Annotated in this window: 13 protein-coding genes, 1 tRNA gene and 1 pseudogene; 13 read left to right on the top strand and 2 right to left on the bottom strand. The window is 47.2% G+C overall.

What is annotated here, in order from left to right; all coding sequences use genetic code 11:
* Positions 1-5 precede the first annotated feature (5 nt).
* On the bottom strand, positions 6-1,076 hold the full coding sequence (gene rlmN, locus U5R06_16275) for a 23S rRNA (adenine(2503)-C(2))-methyltransferase RlmN (protein ID MDZ7724310.1): 1,071 nt from the start codon (positions 1,074-1,076) through the stop codon (positions 6-8).
* Between the two features lie 113 nt (positions 1,077-1,189).
* Between rlmN and U5R06_16270 the strand changes: the two genes are divergently transcribed.
* The 4 genes from U5R06_16270 to U5R06_16255 are packed head-to-tail and all read left to right on the top strand — an operon-like array spanning position 1,190 to position 4,668.
* Complete coding sequence (locus tag U5R06_16270; protein MDZ7724309.1) at positions 1,190-2,182, top strand: MoxR family ATPase; 993 nt, start codon at positions 1,190-1,192, stop codon at positions 2,180-2,182.
* A 3-nt stretch (positions 2,183-2,185) separates the two neighbouring features.
* The gene (locus U5R06_16265; protein ID MDZ7724308.1) at positions 2,186-2,746 is read left to right on the top strand and encodes a DUF58 domain-containing protein; all 561 of its coding nucleotides are present in this window, start codon (positions 2,186-2,188) and stop codon (positions 2,744-2,746) included.
* Positions 2,743-3,096, top strand: coding sequence for a hypothetical protein (locus U5R06_16260; protein ID MDZ7724307.1), 354 nt, complete (start codon positions 2,743-2,745; stop codon positions 3,094-3,096). The genes U5R06_16265 and U5R06_16260 overlap by 4 nt, the downstream gene beginning before the upstream one ends.
* Positions 3,097-3,111: 15 nt before the next feature.
* Complete coding sequence (locus U5R06_16255) at positions 3,112-4,668, top strand: ATP-binding protein (protein ID MDZ7724306.1); 1,557 nt, start codon at positions 3,112-3,114, stop codon at positions 4,666-4,668.
* A 49-nt stretch (positions 4,669-4,717) separates the two neighbouring features.
* Here the strand turns inward: U5R06_16255 and U5R06_16250 are convergent, their stop codons facing one another.
* Complete coding sequence (locus U5R06_16250; protein ID MDZ7724305.1) at positions 4,718-5,659, bottom strand: hypothetical protein; 942 nt, start codon at positions 5,657-5,659, stop codon at positions 4,718-4,720.
* 259 nt (positions 5,660-5,918) lie between these two features.
* On the opposite strand from U5R06_16250, the gene U5R06_16245 reads away from it, so the two are divergent.
* From U5R06_16245 to U5R06_16205, 9 genes and pseudogenes are all read left to right on the top strand, one after another.
* Positions 5,919-6,986 (top strand): AI-2E family transporter, encoded by a 1,068-nt coding sequence (locus tag U5R06_16245; GenBank protein MDZ7724304.1) that lies wholly within the window; start codon positions 5,919-5,921, stop codon positions 6,984-6,986.
* 121 nt (positions 6,987-7,107) lie between these two features.
* Positions 7,108-7,179, top strand: a tRNA-Thr gene (locus U5R06_16240).
* Positions 7,180-7,212: 33 nt separating this feature from the next.
* Positions 7,213-8,652 (top strand): PorV/PorQ family protein, encoded by a 1,440-nt coding sequence (locus U5R06_16235; GenBank protein MDZ7724303.1) that lies wholly within the window; start codon positions 7,213-7,215, stop codon positions 8,650-8,652.
* 14 nt (positions 8,653-8,666) lie between these two features.
* Positions 8,667-9,173 carry a LytR C-terminal domain-containing protein gene (locus U5R06_16230; protein MDZ7724302.1) on the top strand — a complete coding sequence of 169 codons (507 nt, stop codon included), beginning with the start codon at positions 8,667-8,669 and terminating at the stop codon, positions 9,171-9,173.
* A gap of 180 nt (positions 9,174-9,353) precedes the next feature.
* Entirely contained in the window at positions 9,354-10,469 is a 1,116-nt protein-coding gene (locus U5R06_16225) for a glycosyltransferase N-terminal domain-containing protein (protein ID MDZ7724301.1), read from the top strand.
* A gap of 14 nt (positions 10,470-10,483) precedes the next feature.
* A pseudogene (mtnA, locus tag U5R06_16220) lies at positions 10,484-11,534 on the top strand (S-methyl-5-thioribose-1-phosphate isomerase).
* 78 nt (positions 11,535-11,612) lie between these two features.
* Positions 11,613-12,728, top strand: a complete 1,116-nt coding sequence (locus U5R06_16215; protein MDZ7724300.1) for a tetratricopeptide repeat protein — start codon at positions 11,613-11,615, stop codon at positions 12,726-12,728.
* A gap of 186 nt (positions 12,729-12,914) precedes the next feature.
* Positions 12,915-13,676, top strand: coding sequence for an isoprenyl transferase (locus U5R06_16210; GenBank protein ID MDZ7724299.1), 762 nt, complete (start codon positions 12,915-12,917; stop codon positions 13,674-13,676).
* An 81-nt stretch (positions 13,677-13,757) separates the two neighbouring features.
* Positions 13,758-17,864, top strand: coding sequence for a translocation/assembly module TamB domain-containing protein (locus U5R06_16205; protein MDZ7724298.1), 4,107 nt, complete (start codon positions 13,758-13,760; stop codon positions 17,862-17,864).
* Positions 17,865-17,902 lie beyond the last annotated feature (38 nt).

Here is a 17,902-nt window from a genome sequence, read left to right as displayed (position 1 = left end):
CTGTTTTACCTCCCTGATTGGATTTTCCGTTGATTCTCCTCACCGGCAAGCTGACCGCAGGCTGCCTTGATATCCGTGCCCCGGCTCCAGCGTACAGACAGTCCCGCTTTGAGCGGCAGCAGCCATTGGACAAATTGATCTACTTTTTCCGGCCCCGGACGCTTGAATTGATCGTCCACGGCGTTGTAGGGGATCAGATTCAGCTTGCTGTTTACGGATTTTAAAATGTCTTTCAATGCAAGGGCATGCTTTCGGGTATCATTGAGTTCTGCAAACAGTACATACTCGAACGTTAGTTTGTTGCCGGATATCCGGGTGTAATATCGGGCCGCCTGCAGCAGTTCATCCAGATTCCATTGGCGTGTGACCGGCATGAGTTCACGTCTCTCATCCTGAAACGGCGAGTTTAATGACAGGGCCAGCCTGTACTTTTGGCCTTCATCTGTGAATTGAATGATTTTGTCTGCAATTCCGGCTGTGGAAATGACAATCCGGCGCGGACTCGTTGCCATACCCTGCGGGTCGGACATTAGATCTGCGGCTTTTATGACGGCTGTGTAATTCTGAAACGGTTCTCCCATTCCCATATACACGACATTGGTTATCGGTTTGCCGGTCGCGTGTTTTATGTACAAGAGTTGGTCCACGATTTCGCCGGACGTCAGGTTGCGGTGGAATCCGATTTTTGCGGTGGCGCAAAACCGGCAGTTGAGGGCGCAGCCGATCTGCGCGGAAACACACAAAGTGCGCCGGTTTTCATCAGGAATCAGAACGCTCTCCACACATTCTCCGTCAGACAGTCTGAATAAATATTTTACCGACCCGGTTTCCTCTGTACCGCGCGTTTCCAGGCAGGTCAAATGCCCGATTTCCGCTAATGCCGGGAGCGTGTCTCGAAAGTTCGTGGAAAGATCGGTCATTGCGTCAAAAGAGCGGGCATCTTTTTGGTAAATCCATTGGTAAATCTGCCGGCCGCGAAACTTTTTTTCCCCGAGCGACAGGACAAACTGCTCCAGTTCCGACCGGGTCATACCGATGAGGTGTTGTTTGGATTTTATGTCTGTTCTTTCATTCATAGATGAAAAGATACAAATATTTTCAATACAATCAAATTCCAATGTGAGCACTTGTTGACTTTGCGGATAAAAATGTCTAATTTCTTGTTCTGAAATGAATATGAGGAGGAGTTATGATTGATAAGACACGCGATGATGTCCGGAATGTGGAACAGCTCCAACAGGCTCATCAGACGATTGTTGAACAAATAGACAAGGTTATTGTGGGACAGCGTCAGATAGTGAACGAACTTTTGATCGCGCTGCTGTCACGCGGCCACTGTCTGCTGGTCGGTGTGCCCGGCCTGGCAAAAACATTGTTAATCAGCACGGTTTCCCGGGTTCTGGATTTGAGTTTTAGCCGCATCCAGTTCACACCGGACCTGATGCCCTCGGATATTACGGGAACGGAAGTGATTGAAGAAGACAAGTCCACCGGTAAAAAAGCCTTTAAATTTGTGCGCGGTCCGGTGTTTGCGAATATTGTGCTGGCGGATGAGATCAACCGGACTCCGCCTAAAACCCAGTCCGCACTGCTGCAGGCGATGCAGGAACACGAGGTCAGTGCAGCCGGTGAAACATTCCAGCTGACAGAACCGTTTTTTGTGCTGGCGACCCAGAATCCAATTGAGCAGGAAGGTACCTATCCGCTTCCGGAAGCGCAGCTTGACCGGTTTATGTTCAATCTCTGGGTGGATTATCCGTCAGAGATTGAAGAGCGGGAGATTGTGCGTCTGACCACCAGTGAACTCAAAGCGGACTTGCAGCCGGTTCTGCACGCCGATGAGATTATTGCCCTTCAGAATCTGGTCCGCCGTGTCCCGGTTGCTGACGCGGTCATTGAGTATGCTGTGGCGCTGGTGCGGCGTACTCGTCCCTCGGACACCAAAGCGCCGGATTTTGTCCGTGACTGGATCAACTGGGGCGCCGGACCGAGGGCGTCACAGTATTTGATCCTGGGCGCAAAAACCCGGGCTATTCTGCATGGGCGCACCACACCTGATATTGAGGATGTGAACGCCGTATCCCGGCCGGTGCTCCGTCACAGAATTGTGATCAATTTTAATGCGGAAGCTGAAGGCATCGATTCCACACAGATTATTACAAAATTAATTGACGGCTCCTGAGATATGGCGAATTCCAACAGCAAATACAAAGATATCCTGAAACCGGAAGCTGTATCCCGGTTGTCCAATCTGAACCTGATCGCCCGGCTGGTGGTGGAAGGGTTTATCACAGGTCTGCACCGTAGTCCTTATCACGGATTCAGCGTTGAATTTGCAGAACATCGGCCTTACATGGCCGGCGATGACACGCGCCATATTGACTGGAAAGTGTATGCCAAAACCGACCGGTATTATGTCAAGCAATTCGAGGAAGAGACGAATCTCAAGAGTATGATTCTGCTGGATACCTCGGCATCCATGAATTATACATCTCATACCATCACAAAATTCGAATACAGCCGCTATCTGGCGGCCGCTCTTGCCTATTTGATGATCAAACAGCGGGATGCGGTAGGAATGGTAACATTTGATGAAACACTGCAAACGATACCTGCCGCCCCGGTCTGTGCCTTCATTTCTGAATATCTTGCTGCAGGAAATGGGAGAGATAGAGACCGGTGCGGAAACCAATATCGCCGAGACATTGCATGCTGCTTGCGGACCGGATACGGCGGCGGGGTTTGATTCTGCTGTTTTCCGATCTTCTGGATGACCCTGACAAAGTATTGGCCGGACTCAAACATTTTCGCCACAACAAGCATGAGGTTATTGTGTTCCACATTCTCGATCCCCTGGAACGCTCGTTTGACTTTGATCAGGACGGCGTGTTCCAGGACATGGAAACCGGTGAGAGCCTGCCCACCCAGCCGTGGCATATCCGGAATGATTATCAGAAAAAGGTGCGGGAGTTTATAGAAACCTACAAAACAAAATGTCTGGCGAACCGTATCGACTATGTGCTGATGGACACCCAACAGCCCTTCGATCACGCACTGTTGCAGTATTTTATCAAACGAAAACGAATGGGAGGGTAGAGTGAGGACGCTGCATTGAATGTCGAAACCTGGCTCTTACTTGCAGGGGGACTGGTGGTGGCGCCGGCCTTGTGGATGTGGTTTCGAATCCGCAAGCGTTCGATATTTCAGGCGCGACTGGCGGTTTTGTTTTTCATTCTGATCATTGTTCCTGTTCTGCCCCTGACTTGGCTGGCCAGCCGGTTTCTAAGCAAGAGTACGGAAATATTAACACTTCCCCGGGTGGAACGTGCGCTTGTCAGCTCCCTGAATGTGATCCGATCGCAGCTGAACGAACGCGGTCAGCGTATTTTGAGAGAAATGACAAACACGCGCGTGTTGCCGGCCACGCTGCGAGCTTTTGATCTGGATTATTTCGGAATTGTTGAAATACAACAGGATTCAGTGTATCTGAGTGAATTTGAATCCGTGCATGACGATGAGGATGTGCCCGGACACTTTTCAATATCGACTGATTTTAAGGATCGACTGGCATACGGTCACATCGAAAAAATTGATACAGTGTCGTTTTTTGAAAGCTATTATGTGCTGCCGGACAGCAGCATTGCCTTTACAGGATACCGGATACCGGAGGAGATATCCGGTGTGGTGCAGGACATCTCTACGGCGCACCGCCAGTTTTCCGCCCTGAGCTTTTTGCATCAGACGTTTATTGAGGAACGCATAATCGGCATTGTCCTGGTTGTTTTTGTTCTGTTGCTCTCAAGTCTGTCCCTGGCGTTGTCGCGCTGGATTGCTTCAGGGGTGAGTGAACCCATTCGAAAACTCTCCAAAGGCATGAAGCTGATTGCACAAGGCCGGCTCTCTCATCGTGTGCATATCAAAGCGAAAGGAGAAATGGCCTTTCTGGTATCTACCTTTAACAGCATGGCGGATGAACTGCAGGAATACCGCAAGCAGTTAAAACGAATGGAGCGCGCGACTGCCTGGCGTGAAATCGCGCGGCAGGTCTCGCATGAGATTAAAAATCCTCTCACCCCCATAGAGATATCCTTGTACCGGCTGGAATCCAGTCTGTCTGAAGAAAAGTCGCTCAACTCGGATGTGGCGGAAGCCCTCAGAATTATAAAGGAAGAGATTGCATGCATCCGCAAGATCACCACGGAATTTTCACAATTTGCGCGTATGCCGCTGCTGGAACCCGCTCGCCAATCCGTTTCAGCTATTGTTCGTGATTCTGTGCAGTTGTTTCGGAATCAGCAAAACGAAATTGACATCCGTATGGATGCGCAGGATGAGTTTGTAATCGAGGTTGATGAACAGCAATTGAGACGCGCGCTGCATAACCTGATCAAAAATGCTCTCGAAGCCAGTCAAACGGGTGACACCGTATCGGTGCGGATTGAAAAGGGCGGGACAGGACCCAACGGGGTATGCATACGGGTTCGGGATACGGGCTGCGGAATGGATGAAGCGATGATGGCGCGAATTTTTGAACCGGATTTCACAACCAAAAAAGAGGGGTCTGGGATTGGGTTGTTTCTGTCGGAAAAAATTGTCTGCGATCATGGCGGAAAATTGCGTGTCAAGAGCGAAAAAGGAACAGGTACGGAATTTTCGATGATGCTGTAAAGCGACAGACCGGCGGCGACCGGCCTGCCGTATGGATGTGGAGGAAGTTTCAGTTTAATGAGATCATTTCATGGTGTTTTACAGTATTGTCATGAGTGAAAATGTGCCGGAATGTATCTTTATGATACCGACCATGACTGACAGATTCGCTGGTCTCTGCCAGTATATGGCGGATCACCATTGAGACCACTTTGGAGTTGTAGCGGGCAAGGCTCGAATTGAATGTCATTCTGGCCGGCTGTCCCCAATGGCTTTTATCGCACATGCTTCCCCAGCAGTTCAATGACAGGTCCAGGTATTCCTGAACTGCAGAACACAGCAGCTGCTGGTAATCATATTGTACAGTGTTGTTGAGCACAACCGTATGCGGAGAAAAATCAGTCTTGCATTTTTGAATTTTATCGTGTATCCAGGGGTCAATGTCCTTTAGTTTTTCCATGCAGTTTGAAAGTGTATTCAAAAAAGGCCCGTCCCTCAGCACGCCGCACTGCTGAAAGCGTTGATAAACCTCTGTATCGTCAATATAAAACTTTAATTTCGTCAACAACGTCGAACGAATCAGATGATACGCTTTAATGACGGAGGCGGGTTCATCCGTCATTAAATAAACCGGGATATCAGCAAAGGCCATTGCAATATGATCAAATTCTGTTTTTGCGGTTCCCAAATCCATAATGATGTATTCCGCCGGCAAGGTGCGAATGGAACGGATAAAGGATTCGAACTGCTGGTTCCGATTGCTGGTGTTTTCAATCGGCAGCACCAGAGTCTGCAGAGTCGGCATGCAGGTGGCATGCAGGTGCTGGGTCAGTTGATGTCGGATTCCTGTATCAGGGTCAAACTGTATCGGTGAGGTATCCGTCTGGATGAGTATGGTTTGATAGCCAAGACCCGCCAGGCACATTGAAAACATCCACGAGCTCAAGGCCGCGCTCAGGCCGTCATTTCCTTCAGACAGGGTGGTGATGCAGGGTTTTTCTCGGATGATCATAAAAGGCTCCGTTGAGCGTAATGAATGATTTTGACTATGTAAAAGCAAAGCCTGTTCCAATATTTCGCTTGTGATTCAAAAGCAATAAAATCAATTAGATAAATAAATCAATAGCTGATCCTGATGATTTGAAATGTATTATACTGATACGTTTTCGCCGCTGACAGGACACTTGTGAATGTATAAAATTTTTCCTATTATAAGGTTATAATCGTCTTGTGGTCAGCCTTTGTACCCTGTCAAGCATGAGGATTGATCTATGAATTCCCGTTACCTGGCGCAGGCAGCCCTCTTTATGCTTTTGCTGGTGATTTCTTTCATGTTTTTTGCCATGATCCGTCAGTTCCTGTTGGTTATTTTTCTGGCGGGTGTGTTCAGCGGCATGGCGCGTCCCATGTATACGAAACTGTACCGGTTATTGGGACAGCGGAGAGCGCTGTCTGCATCTCTGACCCTGCTTTTGATTTTACTGGTTATTTTACTGCCGCTTTTGGGATTGCTCGGAATCGTTGCATCACAGGCCATTAAAATAAGTCAGTCAGTAGCACCCTGGGTTCAGGAACGACTGAACTCTCCGGATCTGTTTGACAATCTTCTGAAAGGCTTGCCTTTTCAGCAGACATTGCAGACCTATCAGGTAGAGATTGTACAAAAAGCCGGACAAATTGTTGATTCCGTCAGCACGTTTATGATCAACAGCCTTTCGGCCGCAACCATGTCCACGGTCAACTTTATATTCTTGTTTTTTGTGTTTCTTTATACACTCTTTTTTTTCCTGCTGGATGGTGAAAAACTGCTGCGCACCATTCTTTATTATCTGCCGCTGCCCGGTAAAGATGAAAACCGGATGCTGGCCAGGTTCACCTCGGTTACCCGGGCCACCATCAAAGGCACCTTTGTTATCGGCATGATTCAGGGCGGACTGGGCGGACTTGCCTTTTACATCACCGGGATGAACAGTGTGTTGTTTTGGGCCACCTGTATGACAGTTTTGTCGATCATTCCGGGGGTGGGATCAGCATTAATCTGGGGCCCGGCCGCACTTTTGTTTGCAGTATCCGGGAAATGGCTTCAGGCAGCCGGTTTGACGGCGTTCGGGATACTCATTATCGGGATGGTGGACAACTTTCTCCGGCCTGTTTTGGTGGGGCGGGATACGCAAATGCACCAGTTGCTGATATTTTTCAGTACACTGGGCGGTCTAAGTATGTTTGGTCTGGCCGGGTTTATCATCGGTCCGATTGTGGCTGCCTTGTTTGTCACCATCTGGCAAATCTACGGAGAGACCTTTCAGCATTCCCTGCCCGAGGTGCCGGAAAAAAACTGACGGAATCAGGAACTTGAGAACGGGAGCATGGTTAGATAATAAAAGCCGGGCATATATTGGTTACAGCAAATAGTTTTTTCTTGCAAATAATCGATAAATGCATTAAATTAAATGATTATTTGCCACCTTAGCTCAGAGGTAGAGCAACTCACTCGTAATGAGTAGGTCGTCGGTTCAACTCCGACAGGTGGCTCTCTTTTGTCTTGACATGGAGAACGCGCCTGCTATGAAAAAGACAGTACTACTCGCCAGTTTGTTTTTCATTTCTCAAATTTATGCAGCCGGTTCTGTCGGAACCTCCGGGTTTCAGTTTTTAAAAACACAAGTTGCTGCGCGGCCTGCTGCGATGGCCGGCGCGTTTTCAGCGGTATCATCGGATGTGTCAGCGCTTTTTTACAATCCGGCCGGAATCGCAGATTTTGAAAATCAATCCGCATCGTTTACGTATACGAATGATCTAGTCGACTTTAACAGCGGCTTTATCGGATACGTCAAGCCGCAGGTCGGTCCGGGAACAGCCGGACTCTCGGTTGTGTACAAAAATTATGGAACGCTGCAGGGCCGGGATGTAACCGGTCAGTCTACAGGAGATTTTTCCGCAAACAGTCTGGCGTTGGCCGGATCGTATGCGAAAACTCTGTTTTCGAATTTTTCAGCGGGCGGCACTGCGAAATTTATCTATTCAGGAATTAAAGATTACAATGCCACAGCGGTCGCATTCGACTGGGGCGTGATGTACGAAATTCCGTCTCAGATGCTGGTCCTGGCTGCCGGTATGTCAAATGTGGGCGCCATGCTCTCCGCTTTTGTCGACGAGATGCATCCATTGCCCATGCAGATGCGCGCAGGCTTTTCGAAACGACTGGCGCATTTACCGCTTTTGATCGGGTTCAATGCGTATAAATACAATGATGAAGACTGGAACTGGTCGCTTGGAGGAGAATTTACGCTGTCACCGCAGCTGTTTTTACGCTTGGGCTATGATTCGTTCGGCAAATATCTTGCTGTAGACTCGGAACAGGATACATTTGCAGGCGCTTCGGCCGGATTTGGGATTTTTGTGGGAATGGTTGCGGGTCGATTATGCGTTTACAACATTAGGAGAGCTGGGCAGCATAAACAGATTCACACTCTCTGCTGCTTTTTAGAAAAAGGTGTTGACAATGTTGTTTTTTTTCTTATTTTCAAGAGTGTAATGGGTGAGGTGATTAAAATGAAACGAACGGCGCTTTTCCTGATTTGTCTCTTACTGCCCCTGTCCGCAGGCGCGCAGTTCAAGTCAGATGTGAATAATGGGTTTCTGCAGCAGCTGTTTCAGGATACGCAACCTAAAAGTGTTATCGGTATTCTGGGTTTAGATCCGGCGCGTTTTCATATGCAGCAATCCTATAGCATGAGCTATACCACATTCGGCAATCAAGGATTTACACAGGGTCTATATTTGAATACGCTGTCCTATGAATTTTCAATGCCGTTAACCCTTTCCGTTCAACTGGGTATGGCGCATCAGCCGTTTAACAACGGCAATCAAAATCCGATATTGCAAAATGGTCCGTTTGTAGCCGGAGCTGCACTGCATTATCAACCCACGGATCGAACAAGCATCCATTTTGAATTCAGACAAAGACCTTATAATACATTGACTCCCTATTATTTTGGTTATTGAAACGAAAAGGAGTAATGTTGGCTAAAAAAACAAACAAACGAAAACCAACCAATCGAAAACGGCGTTCAAAAGCTTCCAAAAAAGCGACCAACAGGAATGTAACGTTTGCTATATATGGATTGGTGTTTTTCAATCTGATTTTGATTATCTCGGGTCTTAATAACATTTTTACGAGCGGGACTGTGCCGACCGGAACTATACAGAATCCGGATATGGAACCGCTGAAAGTCCAGGTTCTGAACGGATGCGGTGAAACCGGACTTGCAAATGAATTGGCAAAACAGTTGCGCTATTTTAACTATACGCTTTTAGAACCCGCCAATGCTGATCATTTTGGCTATCAAAACACGTTGATTGTCGACCTCGCAGACCGACCGCAGGATGTGGAGGAACTGAGAAATCGGATTGGTATCCCCAAAGATGATGTCTACCGGCTGACTGAAGACAGTGAAGCCGATGTTCAAATCATAATTGGAAAAGACTATAATACTCTGAACATATTCAATAACCCCTTACCTTAGATACAAACTCTGAATGACATTCCTGCTTTACAATGTTTTTCTCGTCCCGCTCCTGTATATCGGGTTTCATATAGCGGGACTTTTTAATGATAAAATCCGGCAGGGGCTGCGCGGACGCAGAAATTTATGGGCGGAATTGTCTGATTTACAAGAGAAAAGATCGCAAAAGAATCTCTGTTTGTGGATTCATGTCTCCTCCATGGGAGAGTACGAACAGGAAGACCTGTTGCTCAGGAGTTCCTGGACCGGTATCCGCAATCGATTGTGGTGTTTTCTTTTTTTTCCCCTTCCGGCTATAAACACGCAGAGGTTGATCAAGTTTGCATTCACAAATGCTACCTGCCTTTTGATTCACGCCGCAATGCGCGGCGGTTTGTGTCGATGATTAATCCGGATGCAGCCGTTGTTGTACGGCATGATGTCTGGCCCAATCATTTGCTGGAATTATCCAAACGTGGAATTCCGTCTTTTTTAATTGACGCCAGTATAAGCGATGAACGCCTGAAAGAAGCGCGCCGCAATGCGGTTTTTATGCGCCCCGTTTATAAACTCTTTACTGAAATCTGCACGGTGAATGACGAACAAACAGCCCGGTTTGCAGACCTTTATCCCGGACTCCCCCGGCTGCAGGCCTGCGGTGACACACGCTATGACCGCGTTCTGGAACGCGCAAACATAAAGTCTGCGGTTGAGAGTATTCGTGCTGTAACTGATTTTCGTTACGACACGACGTTGGTGGCCGGCAGCACCTGGCCTTCAGATGAAAAAATCATATTGCAGGCTGTGATAGATGTGTGTCGACGCGAAAAGCAATTTAGCTGTATCATCGCTCCACATGAGATCAATCCGCAGCATATTGATGAGCTTTTGCACCGGTTTTCCCGTCAGAATATCAAAGCCCGTAAATTGTCCGCTCCGGACAATGCGCCGGATGTGATTCAGGTTTTGATTATAGACCGTATCGGGCTTTTGGCGAATTTGTATGCATTCGGCCAAATGGCATATGTCGGTGGCGCATTCGGGCCGGGCATACATAATGTTCTGGAGCCGGCCGCACACGCGAGTTTTGTGTTGTTTGGCCCCCGGCATACCAATTCACCGGAACCGCAGGCTTTGATTGATTTTGGCGGCGCCCGGATGATCACCCAGGGGGAGCACATGAAAGCCGAGCTGAAAGCTCTGATCACGAATATTAGCCAGGTCCGGCAAGCCGGACGCAAAGCGCGGAAATTTGTTCAGCAGCATGCCGGCGCTCAACGTAAGACGATTGACAGAATAGAAGAAAATTTAAGATAAACAACAGGAGGAACATGGAAGATTTAAAAACCGTTGAATGGGTGGACGGCAAACTGCGTATTCTGGATCAAACAAAGTTGCCGGAAGAGTTTGTTGTCCTGGAAATATCGGATCACCACGGAGTGATCAGCGCGATAAAGAACATGTCTGTCCGCGGAGCGCCGGCGATCGGCATTGCAGCGGCTTACGGCGTGGTGCTCGGCGTGTGGCGCGCCGATGACAGCGATCGCACTGCGTTTTTAACCCGGGCCAATGATGTGATAGAAGCTTTAAAAAAATCCCGGCCCACCGCAAAAAATCTGTATTGGGCGCTGGAAGCGATGCGCAAAACGTTGTCAAAACATCTGGACAAACCTATACTGGAAGTCAAGCAAGCCCTGTTGCGCAAAGCAGATTATATTCTCAGGGATGATATTGAACGCTGTAAAAAAATTGGCGCCTATGGAGCGGATTTGTTGCCGATCCGGGCCAGTGTGCTGACGCACTGCAATGCCGGCGCCCTGGCGACCGGCGGATACGGAACCGCACTCGGTGTCATTCGATCTGCTGTTGAAAAAGGCAAACAGGTCAATGTGTATGCGGGTGAGACTCTGCCCGCTGCTTCAGGGAGCCCGGCTGACGGCATTTGAGCTTATGGAGGACGAAATTGATGTCCGTCTCATTTGTGACAGCATGGCCGGATATGTGATGAAAAAAGAATTGGTAAACTGTGTCGTGGTTGGCGCGGACCGCATTGCTGCGAACGGCGATGCAGCGAACAAGATCGGCACCTATGGATTGTCGGTTCTTGCCAAAGAACATGGAATTCCGTTTATTGTCGCAGCGCCCTTGTCCACATTTGATTTTGATTTGGTCACCGGTGACGAGATACCAATTGAAGAGCGGCATCCTGATGAAGTCCGGGGGTTTATGGGAACTTTTGCCGCACCGCGGGACGTTAAAGTCTACAATCCGGCGTTTGATGTAACGCCGGCCGCCAATATTTCCGCCATTGTGACTGAACAAGGGATAATAAAAAATCCGGACACTGCAAAGCTTTCCGAATGGATGGAAGCGGTAAAATAACACTTGATAAATTAATGTTCATATTGTATATTGATATGATATAATCGTTAAATATTTTTTTAAACAGGAGAAAAAAGAATGAAGCTGAGATATGCAATGCCTTTTGTCGTGATGCTATTAAGCCTTGCGGTTCTTTTTACAGCATGTCAGATAAAAGAAGTGACGTCCGCCAAGGTTTATATCCAGCAAGATAATTGGGAAAAGGCAACCGAACAACTTGAAAAAGCTGTTGAACAATATCCGGAAAATGCCGAGGCGCGTTACCTCCTCGGACATGCATATGCTAAAGATAATCAATGGAAAAAGATGGTGGAACAGTTTGACGCCGCCGATTCCCTCTCTGATGAATATGATCAAGATATACAGGTGGTGCGCGATCAGAGCTGGGTACAGCTTTTCAATACTGCAGTCACCAAGCTGAACGACAATAAAGTTGATTCCGCAATCACCATGTTTGAAACAGCAGCCCTGATTAATCCTGAAAGACCGGAAACCTATAGAACACTCGGCATCAGCTACAGCCGTCAGGAAGATTATGAAAAAGCCAAAGATGCATTTAAAAGATATATTGAAACCCAGCCTGACAGTGTTGACGGCTATATCGCACTGGCGCGAACTCATCTCGGCCTTGAAGAATTTGAACCTGTCGTTGGTCTGATGAAAAAGGCCCTCGAGCTGGATCCTGATAATAAAGACGCCATCGTCAATCTCGGCCTGGCCTATGATTTGCTCGGGGAAACCGAAAAAGCCAAAGAAACCTATGAAAAAGCGCTTGAAAAAAACCCCGGTGATCAGGATATTCTGTTCAACCTGGGACGGCTTTATCTGGTAAACGATGAAATGGACAAAGCATTAGATTTGTTCAATAATTTGTTGGAACAAAATCCCAAAGATTACGAAGCCAATATCAGTGTGGGACAGGCATTGCTGCAGATTGCCCAGGATTACCAAAAAGAGCTGGTCAAGAAAGAAGATGAAGGCAAAGAGGTCACAGAGGAAGAAGTAAAACAGCTCAGGACTCTGTACGGCAAAGCTATTCCGTATCTCGAAAAAGCAGTCGAAATTGCTGAAAGTGATGATGATATCACTCTCGATTCTTCTCTTTTATATAATTTGGGAATTGTTTACGGTCAAACCGGTGAGCGTGAAAAAGCTGAAGAGGCTTTTGAAAGATCCGAAGAACTTGAAAATTAGTACAACGCCCCGTTATTAACGGGGCGCCTTTTTTTATCCTGGAAATGATCAATCATGCGGTACGTAACACGGTACCGCATTTTTGATTCTACTGGACTCATTTGCGGTTGCAGCCCGAATCATGATTCATTGAAACTGAACCCCATGTGTCTGCGTTAAAGCTAAAAAGGAATAATTGTGCCCGAAATGGATACTGCCGTATTATTAAAATCTGTTAAAGAACATGGAAATCTGCCCGGGCACGTCGCTATTATTATGGACGGGAATGGGCGTTGGGCAAAGCAAAAGAATCTGCCTCGAACCTCGGGTCACCGGGAAGGAATAGAGTCTGTGCGTTCTGTGGTGGAAACAGCCGGAGAACTCGGTATCAAGGCTGTTACGCTTTACACGTTTTCCTCGGAAAACTGGAAAAGACCGGCTTCTGAAGTCTCTGCGCTGATGAGTTTGCTTTTGAAAACAATCAATAATGAAATACCCGAATTGAAGCGGCAAAATGTGCGGCTCATGACTATCGGTGATTTTGATTCACTTCCGACTGCTCAACGGATGGCTTTTCGCAAAGCCATCAAAGATCTGTCGAATAATACCGGCTTGATACTTAATCTTGCACTCAGCTATAGCGGACGACAGGAGGTTGTCTCTGCCGTCCGAAAGATCTGTGAATCCGTGCGTGAGGAAAAAATCGATCCTAAAGATATTGATCAGGATTTGTTTTCCCAATACATGCAGACCGTAGCCATCGGTGATCCTGATTTATTGATTCGTACCAGTGGAGAATTCCGCATCAGTAATTTTTTACTCTGGCAGATCGCCTACACCGAGATTTATATCACCCAGGCTCTCTGGCCGGATTTCCGTAAACATGAGTTTTTATTGGCCATCCGGGATTATCAGCAGCGGGAACGGAGATTCGGCAAAGTAACAGAGCAGATGCAACCCTCCGATTAGTTCTTTTTTTCCGGAACATACCGAACGTCCAAGCATAAAGATATGAAACATGTGTACGAATATTAATGTAAAAGGGATACATTGAAAAAGAGAAAGTGGGTTCTTTTTTTATTTATCTTTATTGTGGCGGCGCTTATGGTTTTGTTGCAGGGGTGGCGTGTTTTCAAAGCGAATGAAAGACTTGAATATTATATTCAGAATCAACTTCGTCCTGTTTTGGGAAAACAATTTGATATTTCCAAAGTACATGTCGGATTTGGCAATATACACATTCAGGGTATACATGTGCCTTTGGAAGATAACGATATTTTGATTGAGATTCATGACCTGGTTCTCGGGTATAATGTGCTGAATTTGATTATTCCCGGATTTAAACCGGCGGAACTTTCGAATAATATTCAGTTTTTGAATCCTGTTGTCACCTTTAAACGCACGCCATTAGCCGGTAGAAGGTCGGCCGGGTCGCCGTCGGATTCCCTTGTTTCTGTTGAACAGGTGTTGTTGAACTTTGAACCCATACAACATCTTAAGCGCATTACCATCAAAAAAGGCATTATTCAATGGGCACAGGATGATACGACATATCCGGTTATCCGCAGTCTGGACGGAGCGATTTATCGGGAAAAACAGTCCGAACTTGTGTTGCGCGGAAAGGGTTCTCTTTTTAACTCTATGGAAAAAAATATACTGGCAGAGGGAAGAATCGATCTGGAAACCGGGCATTTCCTGCATACCAGTTTTAATGTGGATGACTATAATTTGCAAAACGGAATCGATCTGCTTGACCCGGAACAAATTGAACTGAATGAGGGTTTGTTGGATGCCGATTTGCAGTGGACGCCGCAAAAGTCACCCAACCAAAGCTCTTTATCCGGAACCTTTAATATCCGCGGGGGAGATTTTACGCTGCAGTCCGGAAGGTTACATTTCCAAAACACTCAAACCAGCGGTGAAATTCAGGGCAGCGATGTTTCAGTAAAATCAGAGCAAATTGTCAACGGTGCGGCTGTGTCCCTGAAAGGTCATATTTATCAGGTATTCGATCCGGTTTTTGATTTGGACGTGACTGTACGTGATTTTGATCCGCAACGGTTTGAGGCCGTTTTTCCGGATGATATCAGCGCCGATATGCAGGGTGTTTTACGCGCTAACGGCAAAGTCACCGGTTTCAACTCTGATATAGCGTTGAGCGGCATTGTCAGCGCCGCCAAATTTACTGTGAGCGGTGTTGAATTGGATGATTTGACGGCAGACGTTACATACCGTAAAAAAGAACTTTTTATCAAATCGAGCCGCGGCCGATGCAATGGCGTTCAACTTGACTTGAATGGATCAATTGATTTTAACAGTCCACGGCCCAAACTCTCCGCCTCTTTTGAATCGCTGGGCGATATCGCTCCGCTTTTAAATCCGATGCTTCCCGAGCCTCTTGTTTCCCTGAATACTCTGCTCTCTGCTGAATTATCCGGCACCCTGAACAGACCGCTTATTCTGGGGACGATCGGCTGTTCTCTTTATTCACAGACCATGGATTCCGTTTATCTGCATTCCGCATTTTCCTATTATAACAAAAAAGCAAGGATTCATAGTCTGGAGCATAGCGAAACGCTCAATTTGCAAGCCATGGTTGACTTTTCCGGTGAGCTTTTGAAATATACGTTCAAAGGCGATTCTATCGCCAATGCTGTTTATGCCGTACTGAATCTGCCCGCAACCAGCAAAATGCGAGAGCAGTATGATTTTTCAGTTGATCTGACAGGTGATGAACAACAATTTGATGCCGGCCTGACTGTTGTTCGCCGGGGGACAGGGCAATTTCTATCATTGGCCATGAACGCTGAAACGTCCGCAACAGGTTGGGTGGGAAGCGGAAAGCTTTCTCTATACCCCGATACTATCAATCCTTTGATCGCTGAATATGCGCTTGAGAAAACCGCCTCGCAATTTCGATTAACGCAGCTTTCCATCGAAAATCAGTTGTTTTCCCGATTGAGTGTAAACCTGAACGACAGCCTGCGTCTGAATGGCGTTGTTAAAACATTTGGTCTGGAATTAAACCGGATTCTGGGCGATTCGCTGTCCGGATTTACCGCTAAAACCGATTCGGACCTGATGTTCAGCGGTACGCTTTTTCAGCCGGTTGTTCAGGGAGATATTTCCATCCAAAAGATGTTTTTCAATGACAGAGGGCCTTATGGCTCTACACTAAGCTTTACCTGGGAACCGGATAAACTGAGTATTCGGAATTTTATGCTAAACACCGAGACCGCAACCTTGCTGATTGCCGGCGGTTCGATGTCTACGGATTTTGAGGACCTTGACATTTGGCTAAAAGGCGCTGGATTTGACCTGAGACACGTGTGGTTTGCTGCAGATCAAAAAGAATTTCCGGTCAGCGGAAAGACATTTATCGATTTGGCTGTAAAAGGCAGCCGGACATCCCCGGAGATCAGGGGCCGGGTTGGGCTCAAGGAAGGGGATATTTATGGGATTCCGTTCGATGAGTTGGAATTGAATGTGATGGATTCCCGGAATGCAGCCCACGGCGTGGCGCTGGATTCATTCCGGCTCACCCGGTTTGACCGATATGAATTGTCGGGTAACGGGTTTTTTCCGTTTGCCGCTTCCGACAGTATGCGCTTTGAACTCAAAGGGGACGGCAATTTGCTGTTCTTTTTGTCGGATATTACAGAGTTTGTAAAGGACCCGTCAGCAGATTGTTCTCTGAATGTTCACGTAAGCGGTACCCCGCAAAATCCCCTAATTGATCAGGCTGAATTGTCTATTCGGGACGGGAGAGTGAATTTTGCCAATGTTATTGCTCCGGTACGGGATCTGTCTGCACAGATATCATTTGACCCGGAAAATCGATATGTCGATCTTGAACATCTCAAAGGCAAAATGGGGGAGAGCCCCTTTGAAATTCACAATGAACCTGTCGAGCAGATTGACTCAAAGCGTCCCCTTGAGAATATTACGATCCCGGGGCCTGATCTGAATCTCGGCGCCCTGGTGGTGCACAGCAAAGAGCCGCTGCCGCTGAATATTCAGGGGCTGATGGAACCCGGAGAGTTTGGGCGGTTGCAATTTGCCGGCCGCGCTGAAGGTGAAAATATGATCGTAGCAGCCTGTGAGGGCGGATATATTCTGAGCGGAATGATCTATTTGTCCCATTCACAAATTATGTTTCCCTTTTACGAGCGGGAGAATAATAAAAAGACCGGCGTTCATCAGTTTTTTGAAAATTTGTTTTGGGATGTTAAAGTCGTACCCATGGAAAACAACTGGTTTTCCCGTAATTATTCAGGAGCTATTGATGAAGTCTATGTCAATATCATGCTGGATGAAAACTTTGGCGGACTGGAATTCACCGGCAGGCTTGCAGATGATACCTTCCGGATTAATGGTGAATTGCGTTCCACCAGCGGCTTTGTAGAATACCTGGATATGAGTTTTATGGTCGAGCAGTTTGGCGTTCAATTCGACCGGAGCAGTATGATTCCGATCACCTATGGCCGCGCAAAAACCACAGTGACGGATTCTCTGGGTATTACGTCAAATATTTATCTGACTCTGCAGACTGTGGATACGACGGTGACCCAGGATAATTTTGGGGATAGGGCGCGGCAGGAAAGTTCACGCGGCCGGTTTAACAAAATCCGCTTCAAATTAACCAGTGACAATCCGAATGTCGGAGTCAGCGAAGCGCAGATCATGTCATCGCTCGGTTATTCCGCCAGCAACCTGCAAAACAGCGCCTTGTCGGCATTCGGGTACAGCACGGATAATATTCTGTTTCGTCCTTTGTTCAGGCCGCTGGAACGGGAACTTGAAAAAACCTTGGGATTGGATTATGTGAGATTTAGCTCTCAATTGACAAAGAATATTTTAAACTATAATTTAAACAACACCGTGGTGCTGAATGACCGATTGCTGCTGCTCGAGAGCACCCGGGTTATTGTCGGAAAGTATCTGGCCAACCGGTTTTTTCTCCAGTACACCGGTCAAATCGAGTCGGGCATCGGCTACCGATACCGGGAAAAGGCGCTCGGACTGCATCACACACTGGGACTGGAATTTCGCATTTCTCCCCAGGTTTTATTGGAACTTGAGTACGATTATGATAGTTTGATGCTGTATAATCGGCAGGATGCGCGCATCGTGCTTCGTCACTGGTTTCCGTTTTAAATCACATTTTCCTTTACTCTTTTTATAGAATTTCATAA

The sequence above is a fragment of the candidate division KSB1 bacterium genome (assembly GCA_034521575.1).
GTDB lineage: Bacteria > Zhuqueibacterota > Zhuqueibacteria > Residuimicrobiales > Krinioviventaceae > JAXHMJ01.
Note: the sequence above shows the minus strand (reverse complement) of the source record. Positions and strands in the feature narration are given on the sequence as shown.